This window comes from Bradyrhizobium sp. UFLA03-84 (assembly GCF_002289535.1).
Classification (GTDB): Bacteria; Pseudomonadota; Alphaproteobacteria; order Rhizobiales; family Xanthobacteraceae; genus Bradyrhizobium; species Bradyrhizobium viridifuturi.
In genome coordinates, this window is record NZ_NSJY01000014.1 from 469611 (window position 1) to 488465 (window position 18855).

Genomic DNA, 18855 nt, shown 5'->3' on the forward strand with positions numbered 1-18855 from the left:
CCCCTCGATGTCCCATCAAGCGGTCGCGCAGCCGTTGCTCTGCCGTGCCGGCGACGTGCGAACCTCAGTGGAGGTCGAAGCGGATCAAACATGCCGTCGCGGACGCCCGTCAGTCGGAGAGCCCGGCGACTGTAGCGGCTCGCCAGCGGGCAAACAATCCGCCTTCAGGCGCACGACAGATGGATAAGTCTGCCCGCGGATGAGAGCGCCAGGATCAGGTCGACCGGCGAACTCAGAGAAACTCGCGAAGCCTGGAGAGCTCGATCACGTGCTCGGGCGACAGCACATCGGGGACGAGGGGAGGCTGCGACTTGGTCCGGATCTCGTAGAGATGTCGGGTCTTGTCGGGCTTGCCCATGAAGTCCCGAATGCATTGGTCGAGCGTTCCGTTGACGATCATATACGGCGCGCGATCCTCTCGTCTGGAATTGCCGAGAGAGGGCCATTTGTAAAGGTAGGCAGCGGCCTGGAAGTCCACCTGATGAGAGGGGTCGGTCATTCCGGGATATCTACCCGAAAAAGCCGGTCGGTCAAATCATCCGGCCCTTGCACGCCGGTGCGGCGGGGATACGCGAACCGTGCGTCGTCGCGCGGGATGCCCGGGCGATCCGCCAACCCCCCACGGTAGCTCGCTCCGATATCGCGCGAGCCAAGGTCAGCGCCAATGCGAACCTCCGCTGACGGAACGGCATCGCCCGAGCCATGTGCGCTTGCGGCAAATTCCGGGTTGACCCGATTGACGATGTTCTTGATTTGTTCTTGTGGCCGTCGTAGCGTCCAAACCCGGGCGGTCTGGGTCAGGTCAGGGATGAACGGGTTGAGATGGCAGCAGTAGCCACCATCCTTCACGCGGACCTCGACGCATTTTACGCGTCGGTCGAGCAGTTGCTTGAACCGTCGCTGCAAGGCAAGCCGATCGCCGTCGGGGGCGGGGTTGTGCTCGCGGCGTCCTATGAGGCCAAGGCCTTCGGGGTGCACGGTGGCATGTCGGGACGGGAAGCTCGTCGGGTCTGCCCGCAGCTCATCTTCGTCGGCGGCCACTTCAGCGACTACCAGCGGCTGGGTGATGCGGCCATCAAGGTGATCGGCGACTTCACGCCGCTCGTCGAGCGCATCTCGATCGACGAGGCGTTTGCCGACGTTGCCGGCTGCACGCACCTGTTCGGAGCGCCCGCCGAAATTGCCGCGGCGATCCGGCGACGCGTGCGCACCGAACTCGGCCTTGCGATCTCCGTCGGCGTCGCCCGCACCAAGCATCTCGCGAAGATCGCCTCGCAGGTCGCCAAGCCCGACGGACTTGTCGTCGTCGATCCCGACGCCGAGCTCGGCTTCCTTCACGAATTGCCGGTTGAATTGATGTGGGGGGTAGGGCCGGTCACCCGGACACGGCTGGACGCGATCGGCGTCTCGACGATCGGCCAGCTTGCTGGATTGTCGGAGCAGTCGCTGACCCGGTTGCTGGGTCCTGCGGCGGGCGAGAAGCTTGCAGCGCTGTCCTGGAACCGCGATCCGCGACAACTCAAGCCGCATCGGCGCGCGCGCTCGGCAGGAGCGCAATCGGCGCTCGGCCGAAAGCCCGCGATCGAGCGGGTCATTCGGCCGACGCTGCTTCATCTCGCCGACCGCGTCGCCACGCGGCTGCGGGCGAAGTCGCGGCCCGGACGAACCGTGACGGTGCGTGTTCGCTTCGCCGACCTGAAATCGGTGACGCGCTCGATGACGCTCGATGCGCCGGTGTGCACGACGATGATCCTCGCCCGGCTCGCCGAGAGTCTGGTGCGCGCCGCCCTTGCCGACCATCCGGACGAGAAGTCCATTTCGCTGCTGGCGATTTCGGTGTCGCACCTCGAGGAGCATTGGGATCTTGCGCTCGAGCTTCCGCTTGGACTGGCCGATGAAGCGCTGCGCGCCGGCAGCCGGGCAGGGATGGCGCGGTGGGCGGCGGACCGTGCCGTCGACAAGGTCCGCGATCGTTTTGGCTGGGATGCGATCGGATACGGTTCGGCGGCGCTGGAGGTTGCTCGTTCGGTGCCTGACGATTTCCGCAAGCTGGCCGAGAAGGAGCTCTAGCGCCGCGCCGGTTCACCGATCTGTCATCGCATTAAGAAAAGGCAATTTGGAATCGCGGGCTTGTGAGTGGTGGCATGGCGCGCCGGGTCTATCCTGAGCGTGCGGAGGATAGCCATGAAGTTCAGCGCCGAACTGATCCAGACGATGCGCGATGCGCTAGAGACGGTGATGGCAAGCGTGCCGGCCGATCAATCCGTGTTCGGCCTCAAGGCGGCCGTTGCCGAATGCATCCTGCGGGCGGCAGCCCACGGCCAGACGTCGTTCGACGGGCTCGTGACGTCGGCATCCGATCAGCTGCAGTCGATCATTTCGATGCTGACCTAAGAGATCGAATCGGGCGCGACTTTCGCTCGCGGTCCTGGTTGGCTGCCGCACGAATGGCGACAGGCGATCGTTGTCAGCGGAGCGCCGCATACGGGCAGCCCTGCGCGCTACCGGCGGAACCGGACTGGTCCGGCATAGCGCATCCCGGCAGACTGCGAGACCGATTCCGGCGTTCTGCAGTGACACGGTATTGTATTGAATTGAATTGATTATTTTTCTCTGCGCCGCCGCATGTCGATGCGGCGGTCCAGCTCAAATCACGCGCGGCCGAACCGTGCGAAGCCGATCCCGGCTCAGGCAGCTTCGGGGCGTATGAATGACGGCCTGCCGAAGAAGAGAGTGTCTTGCTCCTGGCGAAGCGCATCGCACATTCGGCCCGCCGGAATCTCGACGTCGTCGTATGCGAGCACCTGGTCTCGCGCGACATTCCGCCGAAGACGACAACCTTCGGCGAGACCGATCGGAAGAAGGCGCTCGGAGTGAACGACCTGCGCGTTCTCGCACAAGCCGTAGGTCATGTAGTGACCAAGCCCGTCGAGGACCTCGCCAGCCCTGAGATTCCTCTTGGCAGCAGCAACCACATCGACATGCGGGGCGCCGAGCGGAGTGATGGTCGCATCCCCGAAGATCGCCGCGCGGGCAACGGTGAACGGGACTTCGAAGTGACAAAGATGATAGGGCCAGTAGAAGCAATAGAGGGGCCCTGCTCCCATCTTGTAGAGCGACAGGTAGTGCTTCTCGACCGTATCGTTCGTTGTCCCAAGTACGAATATGCCTGGGTTCGGCATCGCTCCCACACAATAATCGACGATGCCGGGACCCTCGAGAAGCTCATCGACCGGATACCAGTTGACCGCTTCCTGGATCGGGGTGCCGGCCTCCACGACTGGTCCGTGCATTCCGCGCCTCGCGACCCGCATTCCCGTTGCATTGGCAACGATCGCATTCTCGAAGGATATCTTGGTGCCGTCAGCGAAGGACGTGACCATCGGGGCCTTCATTCCCCATTTTTTGGCAAACCCTTCCTGGGTTGTCGGATTGCGGTAGGGGTCGTGCAGGCCTTTGATGTTCCCGCACAGAACGGGCTTGATACCCAATCCCTTCACCCACCGGTACAGATTCATGATGACGCCCGGCTGGTCACCTTCCGTGTTGGTGATGACGACGCCGGCGCGGTCGGCATAAGTCTTCAGGATGGGGCCGAGAGTGCCGTCGAGTTCGGCGTTCATCATGACGACGTGCTTGGCTCGGGCGATCGCCTGCATCACCACGCCGGCCGCGAATTCGATCGTGCCGGTGACCTCCAGAATCACATCGATCCCATCAGCGTTGCAAAGCAGCATTGGATCGTCGGTGATCGCGCGCCGGCCCCGGGCGATGCAGTCATTCAGTTCGTCCACGCGGCTTACCTGTGTGACGTTGCTCTCGCCGGATTCGGCGTAGGCCTTGCGGGCTTCGTCGAGGTGGCGGTTGCAGATCGCCGCGAGTTCGATGCCCTTGGTATACTGCAGCATCTGACGCGCGATGCCTTTGGCCATGAAGCCGGCACCCACCATTCCCACCCTGATCGGGGTGCCGCTCCGTTGCAGCCGCTCGAGTTCGCGATCGACGATGAACATGCTGTCTACCTCTCATCGGCAGTCGCGACGAGCCGGCGCTCGTCCACAAAATCGGGCCAGCTGGAGTCCTTCTCCGAGATGACGGCGGGATCGGCGGGCCACCTGATGCGAAACGCCGGATCGTTCCAGCGCACACCCCGCTCGGCGGCCGGCGTGTAGAACTCGGACACGAGGTACGTGACCTCGGTCTCGTCCGCGAGGGTCAAAAAGGCGTTCGCGCATCCTTTCGGGACGAGGAGCATGCGGTAGTTTTCAGCGCTTAGCTCGACCGAGATGTGATGCATGAACGTTGGCGAGTCGGGCCTCAGATCGAGCATCACGTCGTGCACGGCGCCGCGAACGCAGCGCAGAAGCTTGTCCTCCTGATGGGGAGCGACCTGGTAGTGGAAGCCGCGCAACGTGTGCTTTTGGCGGTTGAAGGAGATGTTCATCTGGGCGATCCGGCTGGGTAGGCCGTGATCTTCGAACTCCTGGCTGCACCAGCCACGAGCAAAAAAGCCACGGCTGTCGGCTCGCTTTTCGAGCTCTACCGTGCATGCGCCCTCGATCTCGGTGGTCTTGAAAATCATCTAATCCTCCAAGACCAGCGTCACCCGACCGGGTACAGCACTCGCGAGCCGTGCACCTCGTACCCGAGCGAAACCAGGGGGAGGTCCGAGAGCGCCTGGCGCACCCGCTCGCGCTTCTCCGGCTTCACGATGAACATGAGAAAGCCGCCACCGCCGGCGCCGCAGAGCTTGCCACCTTCGGCGCCTGCCTCGATGGCCCGTGCGTAGTAGCGATCGATCTCGGAGGTGGAGATCTTGGAAGCAAGACCCCGCTTCAGCGTCCAGCCGCGGTGCAGGGCCCCGCCCACCTGCTCGAGCTCGATGTTTTGACCGGAGAAGATGGAACGAAACTCGAAGGCGTCGTTGCGCATGTGCCGCAGAACGTCCAGGTTTCGCGACGTGTTGCTTCTCTGCTCGGTGAGCACCGAGGCGGCAGGGCGCTGATGACCGGTCCAGAACATCATGATGCTGCTGAACAAATAGGCAACGGAACCGTTTCGGGCCGGCTGCGGCTCGACCGTCACGCGGCCGCCGCGCGCGAACCGCAGCAGATTCAGGCCGCCGAACGCTGCGGCGTATTGGTCCTGCTTTCCGATCGGCTCCTTGAGAACCTCCATCTCGATATGGCAGGCCTCCTCGGCCAGCTGGCCGGCAGTGACGCGCTCGCCACGGAAGGCATGGAGCGCGTGGAGCAATCCCACTGCGAAGGCGCTCGATCCGCCCATGCCGGTGGAGGCTGGCATGTCGGCAACGGTGCTGATGAAAATCGGAGGCTCGATGTTGAGAAACTTGAGACACTCACGCGCGATGTTGTTGTCGATCTCCTCGATCGTATTGACCTGCTCGGTGCGTGAGTAGTTGAGCCGGATCGGCTCGTTGAAGAGGTCGCTGTGGCGCTTCACGGTGACGTAGACGTATTTGTCGACGGCCGCGCTCAGTACCGCGCCTTCCTCAACCTCGTAGAATTCCGGCAAATCCGTGCCGCCTCCCGCAAAGCTGACGCGCAGCGGGGTCCGCGTCATGACGATATCGGTCGGACGCCAGCTGGCGTTGGCGGCTCGGATCAGCTCCGTGTTAGGGACGACGGATGTATGCCCGAGTTCCCGTTCCCGCGTCGTTAAAGTTTCCACTGCGTTCGGCCTCCCAACCGTTCCAGACTCAGGCTCGAATTCGACTCACGTTGGCGCTGATCTCCGTCCACCTGAGCGACTCGTCGACTGATCCGCTGTCGAGCAAATGTCGTAACCAGCTGAGACGCGTAAAGCGCTTGTCCTTGAACGCACCATGCTTGAGGCCGATTCTTTGGAACGCGGTATAGAGCTCCCTGGCTCCGTCCGTTGCCGTCCATCGGAAGCTGAACTCCGGAAAGGTTCGCTTGAACTTGGCAAAATCCGCCTTGTAGGTGCGCTGATCAGCTCCGGGCTGCGGCACGCTCGCGAGCTCGCAGCCGGGAACGCTTTGCGCAGCAATCTGCCCAAGATCGCGGATCTGGTGGTTGAGTTGGTCAGCACCGACGTTGAAGGCCTGGTTATGGACAGTCTCCAACGGAGCCTCGAGCACCGCCTGAAACGCGCGCGCAACGTCTTGGACATGGACGACCGGTCGCCAGGGCGTACCGTCGCTCTGGATCACGATGCGGCCCGTCGTGAAGGCGTTGCCCATGAAATCGTTGAGGACAGTGTCAAACCGCATTCGCGGCGACAGGCCGTAGACGGTCCCGTTGCGGCAATACGTCGGAGAGAAACGATCGTCGGCGAGGGCGCGCAACGCCGTCTCCGCTTCGACCTTGGAGCGAGCATATTCGGTGCGCGGCGCGAGCGGCGCATTCTCGTCGACGACCGCCGCTTCGGAGGTCCCGTACATGATGCAAGAGGATGAAAAGATGAAGCGCGTGACGCCCGCCTGCTTCGCCAGCTTCGCAAGCCGGATCGTCCCCTGCGAGTTGATCTCCCGCGTCCAGGCTTCGTTCAAATTGCCGATCGGATCGTTGCTGAGTGCGGCCAGATGAATCACTGCGTCGAAGCCGGCGAGCTCCTTGGCGGTAACCTCGCGCAGGTCCTGACGGATCGTCGGGACCTCACCGAGGTCGGGGACGAGTGTGCAGGCAGAGAAATATCCGGTGTCGAGACCGACCACGTCGAATCCCTGGCGCTGGAGCCAGGGCGCCATGACCGATCCGATATAGCCATTGTTGCCGGTGATCAGGATGCGCTTGTTGTCAGGCATATTCCGGGGTTCCGTTCAGCATTTGTCGGGTGAGGTCGAGGAGCGAGCAGGCATCGGTCACGCGGCGGAAGGGACAGTCGGCTGCCGACGCTGCGGCAGCGTCGCGCTCGTCGTCACCAACGAACAGCGTGCGCGTGAGGTCGAGGTGGAAGTCACGCTGGGCCTGGTAGAGGAGACCGGGTTTCGGCTTGCGACACTCGCAGCCGTCCTCCCAACCGTGCGGACAGTAGTATATCGCGTCGATCCGTCCTCCCGCCTGCGAGACCTCTCGCTTCATGCGGTCATGTACGGCTTCGAGGTCGGCTTCACTCATGACGCCGCGGCCGATGCCGGGTTGGTTCGAGGCGATGATCGTGCGGTAACCGCGCTCGTGCAGGAGCCGGAGTGCTTCCAGCGAGCCGGGGCACCACGACCACTCATTCCAGTTTCGTACGTATTGCGCTTGCGGCGGCTTGCGGTTGAGCACGCCGTCGCGATCGAGGATCACGGTCGGTTTGCGCCGCATGAAAGCTTCCGTCGCTGGCAGCCGATCCAGCGAGCCGACGCTGTAATAGCGGTGATCACTCGCGTAGGCGGTGAGCCGCCCCTGTTGGGCGAGCGGTGTATAGATCGCCTCCTCGAGCAGCGTGTCCTGCTCGGGCAGCAGCGCGAGGGCGAGGTCTGTGAGGATCGCGTAGCTGATTTCGACTTGCTGAAGTCCGGGCGTCGTGCGCAAACGATCGAATACGCTCACGTGACCGTCGTGGTCGAGCAGGGCGCTGCCTCGGGAGTAATGATCCTTGTTGTTATAGACAGTGATCAAACCGGGCTTCCCGGCCTCGCGGAACCGCGCCCACATCCGGTCCATCTGCATCGGCCAGTAGTTGTCGCAGTACAGCAGCAGGAAGCAGGGATCGATCATGTGCCGAGCAGTTGCAACTCGGCTGCTGGTCAATTGGTCGGGTTCCGTTATCGAGTACTCGATGTGCACACCCCACTCACGACCATCGCCAAAATGACTCTGTACGACCTCGGGCAAGTACCCGAGAAGGAGCAGGACCCGTTCAAAGCCCTGGTCGCGCAATTGCTCGATCTGGTACTCCAGAAAAGGACGCCCGAGAATCGGCACCATCGGCTTGGGCCGATCATTCGTGATCGGCTGCATTCGGGTGCCGCGGCCACCGGCAAGGATGACCGCCTGTGTCGGCCGATCATAGATCCGGCCTTCGATCAGCGCTGGGCGAGACGTGCCGTCGAGGGCGGCCATTAGTTCAGACCCGGTCTGTCGGCAACGAGGCACCTTGTGACCGCGTGACAGATCGCCGAATGGACGTCCTCGACGAGCTCGTATTTGCCTTTCTCGGTCTCGACGCACACCGGCTCATCGACCAGGCCTCTCAGCGCGCCGCCGTCAAATCCAAGGAGTGCCACGGTGGTGAGCTTCTTCCCCCGAGCCAGTTCGACCGCGCGAACCAGGTTCGGGGAGTTGCCGCTCGCGGAAATGCAGGCCAACACGTCTCCCGGCGTCGCGAAATTCTCGAGCTGGCCGGAGAATGCCCGCTCGTAGCCTTCGTCGTTCGACAGAGCCGAGAACCAGGACACGTTGTCGGACAAGCACATGACTTTCAGCGGTCGGCAGCCCGAGCGTTTGGTCGCCTTGCCGAGGTCATTTACCCAGTGAGAGGCGGTCGAAGAACTGCCGCCATTTCCCGCGATGTAGATGAAGGCGCCCCGGTCGCGAGCCTCGCGAAAAATATCGACCAGTCTCCGGACTGCGTGCACCTGAACTTCCGCCAACACACGCCGCACATTCTCGAAATGCATCGAGATGACGTCCGACGTCTCCGGTGGTGTCGAGATCACCGGCTGCACATGTGGTGATTCAGATCGAATCGTGCGCATACGCCCGGTTCTCCAAGGTGAACGATGGCTCAAACCTCTGGATGCATTAGACGCCAGTTCTTGCCGCGCGACATTCACTCTTTGGGGGTAGGCCGGATGGCGACCACAAACATCATTGGTCGCGAGCGGAAAATTTCCGCTGCTTCTTACGACGGCCGGAAGTGCGGGCATCTCAGGCTGTGCGTCATGCCGGCAATGGCGACATGGCAGCGGCCGCGACCTCGCTGAGCTTGGACTTGCGATCGTGGAGCTGCGGAAGCGGCTCCATTCCGATTGCAGACAGGATGTGCTCCCAGCGGTAGACCCAATCGTGTCGCTGCAGGCTGCGTACCGCGTTGGTCCGGCGCACGCGCGCTATCCGCTCCGGCTGCGCATCCAGTTCCTCGATTACGGCGGCGATGTCGGTTGTCTGCGGAGATACCTCGATCACCGCATCCGGCCAATCGAAGTATTCGTTGAACTCGGCGCATTGCGGCGCGTTTCCAAGGATGACGGCGCCGCCGGCGGCGCCCTCGAACAGACGTGACGGCAGGACCTGCTCGCCCGCGACCTTGTGCGAGTTTGCGCCCGCGACTGCCGAGGGATTGAAGCCCATGAAGTAACGGGTGCGCTTGATCGTATTGGCAAGGAGCAGCCGATGCTCGCGCCAGTCCTTGACCTGGGAATTGCCGCTCGAGAGCGAGTCATAGAGATAGAAGAGATTGCGGCGTTCAGCCAGCGCCAGCAATTGGCGATGTGGCCCCGCTGCACGATTGCCCATCGAATAAATATCGACGACCCGTTCGGGGGGCGACGGATACGGTGTGGCAATCAGGCAATCGACGCCCGTCGCCAGAAAGGAGCAGGGGGTGCGCGTGTACGCCGAAAGGCGCGCAACGCTTGCGCTGTGAAGCAGAAACACGTGGTCGAACTGGTCCAACAGTCTCAGGTATTGGCGGTCCTGTTCGAGTGTGCTGGACCAGAGCTCGATCAGATATGCGACGGCGATCTTGCATCGACTGCGCCAGTTTCGGATACGCGAGAGCTCAACGAAACTTTGCGGGCTCCAGGCCACAAAGAAGAAGACGTCGTAGTTCTGGTCGAGATCGACCCGCTCAACCGTCGGCGCGTTCTTCAGTCCGACCCCCTTGCGGACACCGTTGACCAGCCTGTTGAAGTCGCGCTGGACGCTCTGGTTGTCATGGGATGGCAGAATGCCGCTGAGATATTTCGTCAGGTAGTTGTCGATACCAGGCGCGACGAGGTCTGCATGATCGCACTCGGTGACGATACGGCAGAACTCGTAGGACGATGCGAAGTGGGCTCGATCTTTCGCGTTAAAGTCGGAAGCAACGAGGATTCGTCTCTTCAAGGACAGGTCCTCCATTCACCTTTTGACCAGCAGGGCCTCGGGATTGCGATCTACGCCATCAAGGCGCGCTGAGGACGCTGGACTCGGTCGGAGGGATCAGAATGCATTGCGGGCGAATGCCGTCCCAGTATCATGTCCGCGGCCTTTTCTGCGATCATGAAGACGGCCGCGGACGTGTTGGCGGAGGGCACGGTGGGCATGATCGAAGCGTCGGCTATCCGCAGGTTCTCCAAACCGTGGACACGCAACTGATCATCGACGACGGACGCCGGGTTGTCCTGCGGGCCCATTTGGCACGTCCCGCACGGATGATACGACGTCAGTCCGGCTTCCCGCGCAAATTGCAGGCACTCGGCGTCGTCCGTGACCGAAGGACCGGGCAATTCCTCTCCGTAGTAGTAGGGCTGAAGCTCGGGGGCGGCGAGCAGCCGCCGCATCATCCTGATGCCGTCGACAGCAACGCGCTGGTCCCTTTCGTCGACGAGAAAGTTGGGCTGAATGATTGGGGCACGGAAGGGATCTGCTGAGTTCGCGTGGACGAACCCGGTGCTGTGCGGCCGTAGCTGATAGAAACCGGGCTTGAGGACGGGAAAGCGCTCCCGGAGATTGGAATAATTCCCGATGGCAACGTCGATCTGAACGTCCGGCGTGGAGGAGAGATCCCGCGAATTGGCGAAGCCGTACACGAGCGACGGGCTGAGAGCGAGAACGCTCGGACGACCGAGGATCCATTTGGTGCCTTCCCGAAGCAGATTCAGGCCGCGCCCGCTGACCGTCTTGCCCTTCACCCGGACGATGAAGTGGATCATGTAGTGGTCTTGCAGGTTCTGGCCGACGCCAGGCAGGTCATGCAGCACCGGAACCCCGAAGCCTGCAAGCAATGCCGGTGAGCCGACCCCTGAAATCTGCAGCAGCCTCGGCGTGTTCACAGCTCCGGCGGTGAGGATCACCTCGCGACGCGCCTTCACTTCGCGAGCGGGCTGGCCAGGTCCTTGGGCGTACCGAACACCAACCGCTCGCTTTCCCTCGAACAGCACGGCGGTGGCCTGGGCCCTGGTCCGAATCTCCAGGTTCTTCTTCTTGGCAACGGGTCGCAGAAATGCCCGCGCGGCGCTTACGCGCCAGCCGTTCTCGATGTAGCGCTGATAGTATCCGAAACCTGCCTGCCTTGCGCCGTTGTAGTCGGAATTGTGCGGGAGACCGAGGTTGCGCGCAGCCTCAATAAGTGAATCGCAAATCGGGTGTTTCCAATCGCAGTCAGTGATCGGCAGCGCTCCCTCGACACCTCGGTACGTGGTGTCGCAGGTCCCGATTCTTCGTTCGGTTTTCTTGAAGTACGGCAGCACGTCGGCGTAGCCCCAGCCCCGGTTGCCGCGTCGGGCCCAACCATCGAAATCGTCGTGATGGCCCCGGTTGTAGTTCATTCCGTTGATGGCAGTCGAACCGCCGAGCGTCTTGCCCTGCGGGATCGGTATGGCACGGTTCGCCGTTGCCGGGTTCGGCTCCGTTTCGTACTGCCATGCAAATTTGGGAATTGATGCGGCCTTATAGACCCCGGCGGGGACACGCAGGAAGACACTGTAGTCCGGCGGGCCGGCTTCGAGCAGGCAAACGGTGCAGCCGTCCGTGGAAGCCAGTCGATTGGCCAATATGCACCCCGCGGCCCCGGCGCCGACAATGATATAGTCGAAAATCTCTGTCTCCGCCGACATTGCTTCAACCCCACGAGTGCATGTGCGTGGTCGATGTTAGCGGACAGGTCTTCGCGCCACTGGGTTCATCGGTGTTACCCCTTCGGAGAGCGCTTGAGATTGTCATTCGTGGGCATGCTTGAGAGCGCCGGTTCCAACTTCGTATTCGTCCTGCCCCAGCAGATAGCGGTAGAGCATCGTCGTGCCGATACCGAAGCCGATCAGGCACCAGAACCAGATCCCCTGCATCGGCGCCTCGAGCGCGACGTCGAACGAAGCGTTGATGATGCAGGATGAGACGTAGCAGGCGATAAACAGCATCAGTGCGGCCCATTCGGTGTGCCCTCGGCTGTGGGCCTGCACCATGGCGCGAAGCAGCGTGCCAAACCAAGCGGCGAGGAAAGCTACCCACAGCACAAGCCCCGGCACCCCCGCGCGTGCCAGGATCGTCATATGGGCGCTGTGCGGACTGCGCAGGGGCCGCTCGCTGTTAGCCCTCGCAAGCCCGTCCTCGACAGCCAGGTTCACCCCAAATCCGCGGCCGGTCCAGAAGTACGGTCCATGCACCGTCTTGTCGACGATGGTCCGCCACCAATTCGCGCGCCATTGCGTGGTGTCCTCGGTCTGGGCGCCACCCTGGCCGACGATGCTGGAAATATTCTCGACGATTTGCGCAACGCTGATCCGCCGTTCGGTCGAGACGCGGGCTTCCTGGTAGCCGGAGATGCTCATCTCGATCGCATAGGAAGCGGCAAGGAGCACTGCGCCGGTCGCGACGACGGCGAGGAGCGGGCGCACTTTACCGACCGCCAGCGCCGCCAGAGTGACTGGCACGGCAAATGCCAGAAAGGCCGCACGGCTGACGGCGCTGATGACAACCACTCCCGCGATGAGACTGGCCGTCCAGATCGGAGTTGGTTTGCGCAAGCCCGCGAGAACGAACACGGCGGCGCCTGCAAGGTGTGTCGCGACTTCGCCGGCGCCGAGCCAGATCAGACCGACGTCGGTGCCGGGCACATCCGGTATATAGTCTGCAAAATAGAAGCTGAGCGGAAACAGGATGGGGACGACAGGAACGTAGATATCCAGGAATTTCCGGTAGTAACCAATGACCGTATCGATACGGCGAAAGTCTTCGATCAGAAGGGCTGCGACCACGAAGGAGAAGACCCCATAGACGAGGATCACGCTGTCGCGCAATGCGTCGAAGCCGTAGATGTCAAGATACGGAAATGTGCGCAACAAGGCCCAGCCCATGGCCACCGCGAGGACCAGGCTCGGTCCGGATGCGAATACGGCCAACAGGCAACCTGACCGCAACAGCACAAACACCCCGGCGAGGAAAGCGATCTCGCCGACGAAAAGCGGCCGATAGCCCCAATAGGCGAAACCCTTTCCCATCAGCGCATATCCCGCCAAGGCGCAGCAGAGCGCGAGGGTATAGCGGTCGCCCAGACCTGCAGATGGTGAACGTGGGAGAGGGCTGGTCATGACAATTCAGGAATTCACCCCCTTGCTTACGGCCTGTAGGCGACCATACGCAAACCTCCGTCGACAGCGAGCTTCTGCATCCCGACGTGAAGAAGCGCACGTAACGGAGAGGCCTCAGGGTACCGAACATGCCAGCGCTGACGCTGGACGCGGTTGAATCCATTCTTCTTCAGGATCCTGGCGAGCGCTGCGGGAGTGAAGAAGACGATATGACCTGGCCTTGCCGCTTCGCGCCAACGCTGACCCATCAGCCGTGCCGGAAAGCCAGCTGCATTCGGAGTGGTGATCAGGAGCCAGCCGCCCGGTGACAAGCGCTCGTACAAGCCTGCCAGCACGGCGCTGGGGTCGCGAAGGTGCTCAATGACCTCGAGGGATACGATCCCGTCGAAGCTCGATCCATCGGGGATAGCTGCAAGATCCCGGTAAACTGCAATGCCGCGTTCGGCAAGGAACTGATATCCGAACGGTTCAACAGCGGCGACCTTGGCGCCGCGCTTCATCAATTCGAAAGTCATTGCGCCGCGGCCGGCACCGAAATCCAGGATGCGCATGCCGGAGAGTCCACGTACGCCCAGCGTATCTGTCAGTGAATCCACGAGGCATCGGGCGACAGCTTCATCCGTAGCGCCGGTTTCGACGGGGTTTCGGTCAGGTTCTTTCCATCCTTCGCGGTAATAGCTCGCAAGCTCCGACTCGTCCGGATAGGGATCACGGAATATCGTGCCGCATTCACGGCAGCGCAGGAAGCGGGGCGCCTGCCAGTGCACGCAAGCGTCTCCCTGGTGCCTGCATTGAGGACAGATCGGAGTATTCATCTTGGTGGTTCACCCTTCGTATGCCCGTGGGCCGCCGTTCCCGATTCCAACATCCGCACTACGCAAGAATTCTCGTGACGCCGCCGCAGCTGGCGCCAGCCGGGATCAGCGAGAAACTGGACCTCGATCCGGCCAGAACCGGTTCTCGCCCGCCTTGCAGGATCGTCCGCGCAAACGCCGCGGCGCGGGATCGGCTTGCGGGAATTGTCGATATCCGACCGTAGCCCGTGAAGGATCGATACATCGTGGCGCAGGCTCGCGTTGGTCATGTTGTCGGCCCGAGATCCCGAGACTAGTGGTTGCGTACGCCCTGTTGCCGAGAAACACGGGCTACCGGAATGCCTTTCGGAAGTACTTCGCTGGGGGTACCAGGTTCGCGGTTTGCGGGTTCCATGCTCGGGTCGTCACCGGAGCCGTCCCCAAGCGCCAACGCGACGGGCTTTCCTCCCGGCCATGCCCCGTGAGTTAGCCGAGTGCATGATTTCAACGGTCAGAGCAGCGCAAGCACCGCCGCGCCCCAGATGGCTCCGTCAGGGCAGGAGGTCCGGGCGTATGGAGTACCCCTCCGTCGATGGTTGCGCCTGTGCCCTCTGTGATCCAAAATCACAGAGGGAGAGGTTGTATGCGTGTTGTCCTCACTCGGCGCGAGGCTCTCGACTGCCCCGACGGCGTCAATATTTTCATCGTATCGCTTGCTCAAGCTCTGGCTGATCTTGATCACGAGGTGACGATTGTTGTCGGAAGCCTCCAGAGCCATGAAGAGTACCGGCGCCTGCTAGGTCCTCGTCTCGATCTCCCGATCGTTGCCCTGAGCCGCACGCCCTTGACGGGGCTTGCCTCCGCCGCGGCCTGGCTGGGCGCGAAACGGATCATTGATCGTTATAGGCCCGATCTCGTTGTCCATAGCGAAGCAGTGCCGGTCCCGCTCCGCGGCACGATCGTCCAGGTTGTCCACGATCTCGAACCTCGCAGCGGCCGGCTTGCTCCATTGTGGCGGAGCATTCGGCGGTACAGCACCAGGCGGTGCGATTACGTGGTCGCGACGACGACGGAGCTTCGCGATGAACTCGTCCGCGATCTTGGCATGCCACGGCGCGAGCTTGCCGTGATCCCCAAATGCATTGAACTTCAGGCTTACCGCGGGGGCGACCTCGCCGTGCGTGAGCGGGCGATCCTTCATTCCGGAACCGCGCCCTACAAGGATCCCGTCGCCACGATCCGGGCATTCGGTGTGCTCAACGATCCGTCGGTGGGCCTCTACGTTGCAGGCGATATCACTCGACCGACACAAGCCGCGGTGGATGCTCTCCCAGATCGGCTTCGCGGGCGCGTTACTCTCCTCGGGTCCGCGGATGGGCAGACCGTACGGATGCTGCACGGTCGGGTCAGGGTCGCAACTTTCCCCACGCGCTATGCGATCCCCGTCGCGTCTGCAACTGTCATGGAGGCGATCGCCAGCGGAACGCCTATTGTCGGCTCCTCACGGCTCAGCCGGGACGTTCTCGTGAACGACGTGAACGGGCTTGTGACCGATACAGACCCGGATGCGATGGCGATTGCGCTCCGATCCGTCCTGAATGACGACGCTCTTTGGCTACGGCTGTCGGCCGGCGCCCGTCGAATGGCCCAACAGTTCGATGGTTTTCGTGTCGCACGGCAGTACATCGAGCTTGCGTATCGAGGGGCCCGTGGCAGCCACCGTCTTGGCGACCGCGAAAGCAGTTCCGGTGGTCGTCTAGTCGGCCTGGGGCGGGAGAACCCGCATTCGCCGGGCAGCGATTAGCGTTTCCAGGACTGGATACACCGAGCACCTTTCAAAATAGATGTGTTTCGGCATCTTAAGTGGCGTCTCGCCGCACGTTGGAAGCGGCCGTCACCGTCCGCGCCACCTACCGATGCTCAGATCCCATAGCACGGACCGCAGCGGGGAAGCGCCAAGCGACCAAAGCGGCGCCGACCCGAGGATCATCCGTCCGGTCGTGGTACTCGTGTCAATCGGCGTACCTAGAATGCGAAGGCCGACGCCCTTGCGGCCCAGCCGCTCGATGAGCGCCAGCACGCCCCGGGTCGAATGCGCCACGCGATAGGGTTTCGTGATCGCTATCACGTCCCCTTTCCGGGTGACCTCGATCGCACGCTCCAGCTCCGGCATCTTTCCGAAGACGCTGGCCTTCTCGCAAAAGTGCTCTTGCGCCCCGAGCGCGGCCAGGTCGCGCTTCTGGGCGTCAAGTCGCTCGATGGGTTCGCGTGGACCGACGCGACAATAGCTCACGATCACGGGCCTTCCTCCTGGCTGTCGCCTGGCTCAAACAGGCTGAAACGCGTGCCGCGCCTCGACCGTGATTCATGGCGGTCACGCGGCAACCATCGTAAACAGTTCTTCCGTCCGCTGCGTTGAATGCGCTTCATGGCTCCAAAGCCGGATCAGGTGCATGGGCTGGACGGCTAGCGAGCTCCCTTTGCTGCCAGCACGGCCGGCAGGGTCTGCAGCATGATGAACACGTCCAGCCAGAATGACGAATTGCGGATGTAAGAGAGATCCTGCTCTCTCAGAACTTGCAGGTCGCCATCGCTGCGGGACGAAACCTGCCACAGTCCGGTGAGTCCCGGCAGAACGGTGGAGCGCAGTGACTGGAACTCCTCATCGAGCTGTTCGATATGGTAAGCGGGGAGAGGGCGAGGGCCGACCAGACTCATGTCGCCACGGATGACGTTCCAGAGCTGCGGCAGTTCATCGATGCTGGAGCGGCGCAGGAAGTTGCCGATAATCGGCAGAATGCGCGGGTCGTTCCGCAGCTTGAAGAACTGTTGCCACTCGGCGCGCGCATGCGGGTCACGATTGAGATGCTCCTCCAGCAGCCGACTGCTGTCGGCATACATGGTCCGCAACTTGTGCATCTTCACCAGCTTTCCGCCGTATCCGATGCGCTCTTGGGCAAAGAAAGCCGGACCTGGGTCGATCAACTTGGTCAATATCGCGGCCAGCGTCACGACGGGCAGCGCGAGCAACGCCAGCGGAACAGCAAGTACGAGATCCAGCATTCGCTTGAGGAGCCAATTCTGCCGCGAAAATCGTGCAGCGTCACGGTATTGGCTGACCGGACCGACCAGGATGGTTGGAGCATTCCACAGGCCGAAATCTATCAGCAGAGTTCGCAGTGCGACTTCCACATAGTGGCTGATCACCAGGAGGCAGCCCGCATAGGCGGTCTGGATGAAGATGACATGGGCGATGCTCTCGCCGCCGCGGTGCGCTACCGTGACAAGGCTCCACACCGCCACGACGATGCCAACGCCAAGGGCGCGCTGCCGGAAGCGCTGGTAGGGTTCCGGCCTCCGACCGTTGTAGAGCCCGGTTACGAAGAACGCGAAAACGGCGAGGAGCACTGCGACCCCTAGATGCTGCGGCGCCGGCAGCCCGGCCGCTCGTGCCAGCAAGCCGGTACAGCAGCCCGCGTCCAGGGCGGCGGCAAGATCGCCACTGATCAGCCAGGCTGTCACGATCCAGTTGTGATTTCGACGGACCAACCCAAGGCCACGTTGGTCGCCGGAGTGCAGGTCCGCGCGGCTCGCTTGGCGCAGGTTCAGCCCCTGGTCCGTCATGCTGGTACTTGCTTCCGTTCTATCGAATGGAAAGCGTCCTCCGGCTCCAATGCCGGAGGACGTCCACGGCTATGCGGCTGCGATGTTGGAGAGATCCGGCTTGCCGAGAACTCGCCCTTCGATCCAGCGGTAGGTGGGAACGAGGCCTTGCCGCAGCGTCGTTCTTGGTTCCCAGCCGAGGACCGTCCTTAACCGCGAATTGTCGCTGTTGCGGCCGCGCACGCCCTGCGGCTTCGATGTGTCGTGACGCTTGATCACGGACTTGCCGGCGATGGCGGCAATGATGTCGACCAGTTCGTCGACCGTCACCAGTTCGTCGGTGCCAAGGTTCAGTGGACGGGAATAGTCGGACTGCATGATGCGATGGATGCCTTCGACGCAATCATCGATGTACATGAACGAGCGTGTCTGCTTGCCGTCGCCCCAGATCTGCAATTCGTCTCCGCTATGGAGACCAGCAATCTTGCGCGAAAGAGCCGCGGGTGCCTTCTCGCGACCGCCGTCATAGGTTCCGAGCGGACCGTAGACGTTGTGGAAGCGGACGACACGCGTGGGCAGGTTCCAGTCCTCGGTGAAGTACTGGCAGAGCTTTTCGGTATAGAGCTTTTCGAGCCCGTATCCTTCTTCCGGATCGGCCGGAAACGCATCGTCCTCGCGCAGCGGAACCACGTCCGGATTTAACTGCAGATGCTGCGGGTAGACGCAGGCGGACGAGGAAAACAGGAAGCGCTTGACCTCGTTGAGCTGTGCGGCCTGCAGCATATGCGCATCGATCAGGGTGTTGTTGAGCGTGATCTCTGCGTGCTGCGTGCTGATATAGCCGATGCCGCCCATGTCGGCGGCAAGATGATAGACCTCGTCGATGTTTTTCGTGACACGCAGGCACTCCGCGCGGTCACGCAAGTCGGCAATCATGAACTCGTCGGCGGCGGTCTCTTCGTATTCGGGAGCCTTGATGTCGGCGCCACGGACGAAGTATCCGTGCCCGACTAGGTACTTAACCAAGTGGTGGCCGATGAACCCACCGGCACCCGTGACGAGCGCCGTTTTCCTGCCTCGCATTGTCGCGCCTCCATGTTCTCTCGGTAGCTGCCTGAGCTACATCAGTCGCGGAAGGGATTGAGCAACGTCGGATGCCAACCTTAGCCGGACCGTTTCAAAGTCCCGATTGAAACGTGGTGGTAGTCCAAAATCGCAGAAGCCAACCAAACAACAGTCGATGCGCGCGGCGTACAA

At 62.2% G+C, this 18855-nt stretch carries 18 protein-coding genes; 3 read left to right on the forward strand and 15 right to left on the reverse strand.

Annotated elements, in window-relative coordinates; translation table 11 throughout:
* Window positions 1–232: 232 nt before the first annotated feature.
* Together CK489_RS23750 and CK489_RS40925 are read right to left on the reverse strand one after the other, a co-directional pair.
* Window positions 233–499: a hypothetical protein gene (locus tag CK489_RS23750; protein WP_095734019.1), complete on the reverse strand. Its 267-nt coding sequence runs from the start codon at window positions 497–499 to the stop codon at window positions 233–235.
* Window positions 496–849 carry a hypothetical protein gene (locus CK489_RS40925; RefSeq protein WP_143278212.1) on the reverse strand — a complete coding sequence of 118 codons (354 nt, stop codon included), beginning with the start codon at window positions 847–849 and terminating at the stop codon, window positions 496–498. Before CK489_RS40925 ends, CK489_RS23750 begins: the two co-directional genes overlap by 4 nt.
* Here CK489_RS40925 and dinB point away from each other — a divergent pair.
* Both dinB and CK489_RS23760 read left to right on the forward strand, forming a co-directional pair.
* A complete protein-coding gene (dinB, locus tag CK489_RS23755) occupies window positions 823–2070 on the forward strand; it encodes a DNA polymerase IV (protein ID WP_095734020.1) in 1248 nt (415 codons plus the stop codon). The genes CK489_RS40925 and dinB overlap by 27 nt on opposite strands.
* 114 nt (window positions 2071–2184) lie before the next feature.
* Window positions 2185–2394 (forward strand): hypothetical protein, encoded by a 210-nt coding sequence (locus CK489_RS23760; RefSeq protein WP_050424668.1) that lies wholly within the window; start codon window positions 2185–2187, stop codon window positions 2392–2394.
* A gap of 293 nt (window positions 2395–2687) precedes the next feature.
* Here the strand turns inward: CK489_RS23760 and CK489_RS23765 are convergent, their stop codons facing one another.
* The 10 genes from CK489_RS23765 to CK489_RS23810 form a co-directional block, all read right to left on the reverse strand.
* Window positions 2688–4013, reverse strand: coding sequence for an NAD(P)H-dependent oxidoreductase (locus tag CK489_RS23765; RefSeq protein WP_095734021.1), 1326 nt, complete (start codon window positions 4011–4013; stop codon window positions 2688–2690).
* A gap of 5 nt (window positions 4014–4018) precedes the next feature.
* On the reverse strand, window positions 4019–4582 hold the full coding sequence (gene rfbC, locus CK489_RS23770; RefSeq protein ID WP_050628924.1) for a dTDP-4-dehydrorhamnose 3,5-epimerase: 564 nt from the start codon (window positions 4580–4582) through the stop codon (window positions 4019–4021).
* A gap of 20 nt (window positions 4583–4602) precedes the next feature.
* Window positions 4603–5535: a GHMP family kinase ATP-binding protein gene (locus tag CK489_RS23775; protein ID WP_158226490.1), complete on the reverse strand. Its 933-nt coding sequence runs from the start codon at window positions 5533–5535 to the stop codon at window positions 4603–4605.
* Window positions 5536–5719: 184 nt separating this feature from the next.
* A complete protein-coding gene (locus CK489_RS23780; RefSeq protein ID WP_050628925.1) occupies window positions 5720–6787 on the reverse strand; it encodes an NAD-dependent epimerase/dehydratase family protein in 1068 nt (355 codons plus the stop codon).
* Entirely contained in the window at window positions 6780–8033 is a 1254-nt protein-coding gene (locus tag CK489_RS23785; protein WP_095734022.1) for an HAD-IIIA family hydrolase, read from the reverse strand. Before CK489_RS23785 ends, CK489_RS23780 begins: the two co-directional genes overlap by 8 nt.
* Window positions 8033–8668 carry a D-sedoheptulose-7-phosphate isomerase gene (locus CK489_RS23790; protein ID WP_157860923.1) on the reverse strand — a complete coding sequence of 212 codons (636 nt, stop codon included), beginning with the start codon at window positions 8666–8668 and terminating at the stop codon, window positions 8033–8035. Before CK489_RS23790 ends, CK489_RS23785 begins: the two co-directional genes overlap by 1 nt.
* Window positions 8669–8852: 184 nt before the next feature.
* Window positions 8853–10019 (reverse strand): glycosyltransferase, encoded by a 1167-nt coding sequence (locus CK489_RS23795; protein ID WP_158226491.1) that lies wholly within the window; start codon window positions 10017–10019, stop codon window positions 8853–8855.
* 50 nt (window positions 10020–10069) lie between these two features.
* Window positions 10070–11731 (reverse strand): GMC family oxidoreductase, encoded by a 1662-nt coding sequence (locus CK489_RS23800; RefSeq protein WP_095734025.1) that lies wholly within the window; start codon window positions 11729–11731, stop codon window positions 10070–10072.
* A gap of 102 nt (window positions 11732–11833) precedes the next feature.
* Window positions 11834–13111 (reverse strand): O-antigen ligase family protein, encoded by a 1278-nt coding sequence (locus CK489_RS23805; RefSeq protein ID WP_158226492.1) that lies wholly within the window; start codon window positions 13109–13111, stop codon window positions 11834–11836.
* Window positions 13112–13227: 116 nt separating this feature from the next.
* A complete protein-coding gene (locus CK489_RS23810; RefSeq protein ID WP_157860925.1) occupies window positions 13228–13968 on the reverse strand; it encodes a class I SAM-dependent methyltransferase in 741 nt (246 codons plus the stop codon).
* A 670-nt stretch (window positions 13969–14638) separates the two neighbouring features.
* On the opposite strand from CK489_RS23810, the gene CK489_RS23815 reads away from it, so the two are divergent.
* A complete protein-coding gene (locus CK489_RS23815; protein ID WP_158226493.1) occupies window positions 14639–15799 on the forward strand; it encodes a glycosyltransferase family 4 protein in 1161 nt (386 codons plus the stop codon).
* 90 nt (window positions 15800–15889) lie between these two features.
* On the opposite strand, the gene CK489_RS23820 is transcribed toward CK489_RS23815, so the two are convergent.
* The 3 genes from CK489_RS23820 to CK489_RS23830 all read right to left on the reverse strand — a co-directional run bounded on the left by CK489_RS23820 (window position 15890) and on the right by CK489_RS23830 (window position 18681).
* On the reverse strand, window positions 15890–16294 hold the full coding sequence (locus CK489_RS23820; protein WP_050628934.1) for a recombinase family protein: 405 nt from the start codon (window positions 16292–16294) through the stop codon (window positions 15890–15892).
* 167 nt (window positions 16295–16461) lie between these two features.
* Window positions 16462–17619 (reverse strand): sugar transferase, encoded by a 1158-nt coding sequence (locus tag CK489_RS23825; RefSeq protein WP_095734028.1) that lies wholly within the window; start codon window positions 17617–17619, stop codon window positions 16462–16464.
* A gap of 69 nt (window positions 17620–17688) precedes the next feature.
* Window positions 17689–18681 carry an NAD-dependent epimerase/dehydratase family protein gene (locus CK489_RS23830; RefSeq protein ID WP_095734029.1) on the reverse strand — a complete coding sequence of 331 codons (993 nt, stop codon included), beginning with the start codon at window positions 18679–18681 and terminating at the stop codon, window positions 17689–17691.
* Between the last annotated feature and the right edge of the window lie 174 nt (window positions 18682–18855).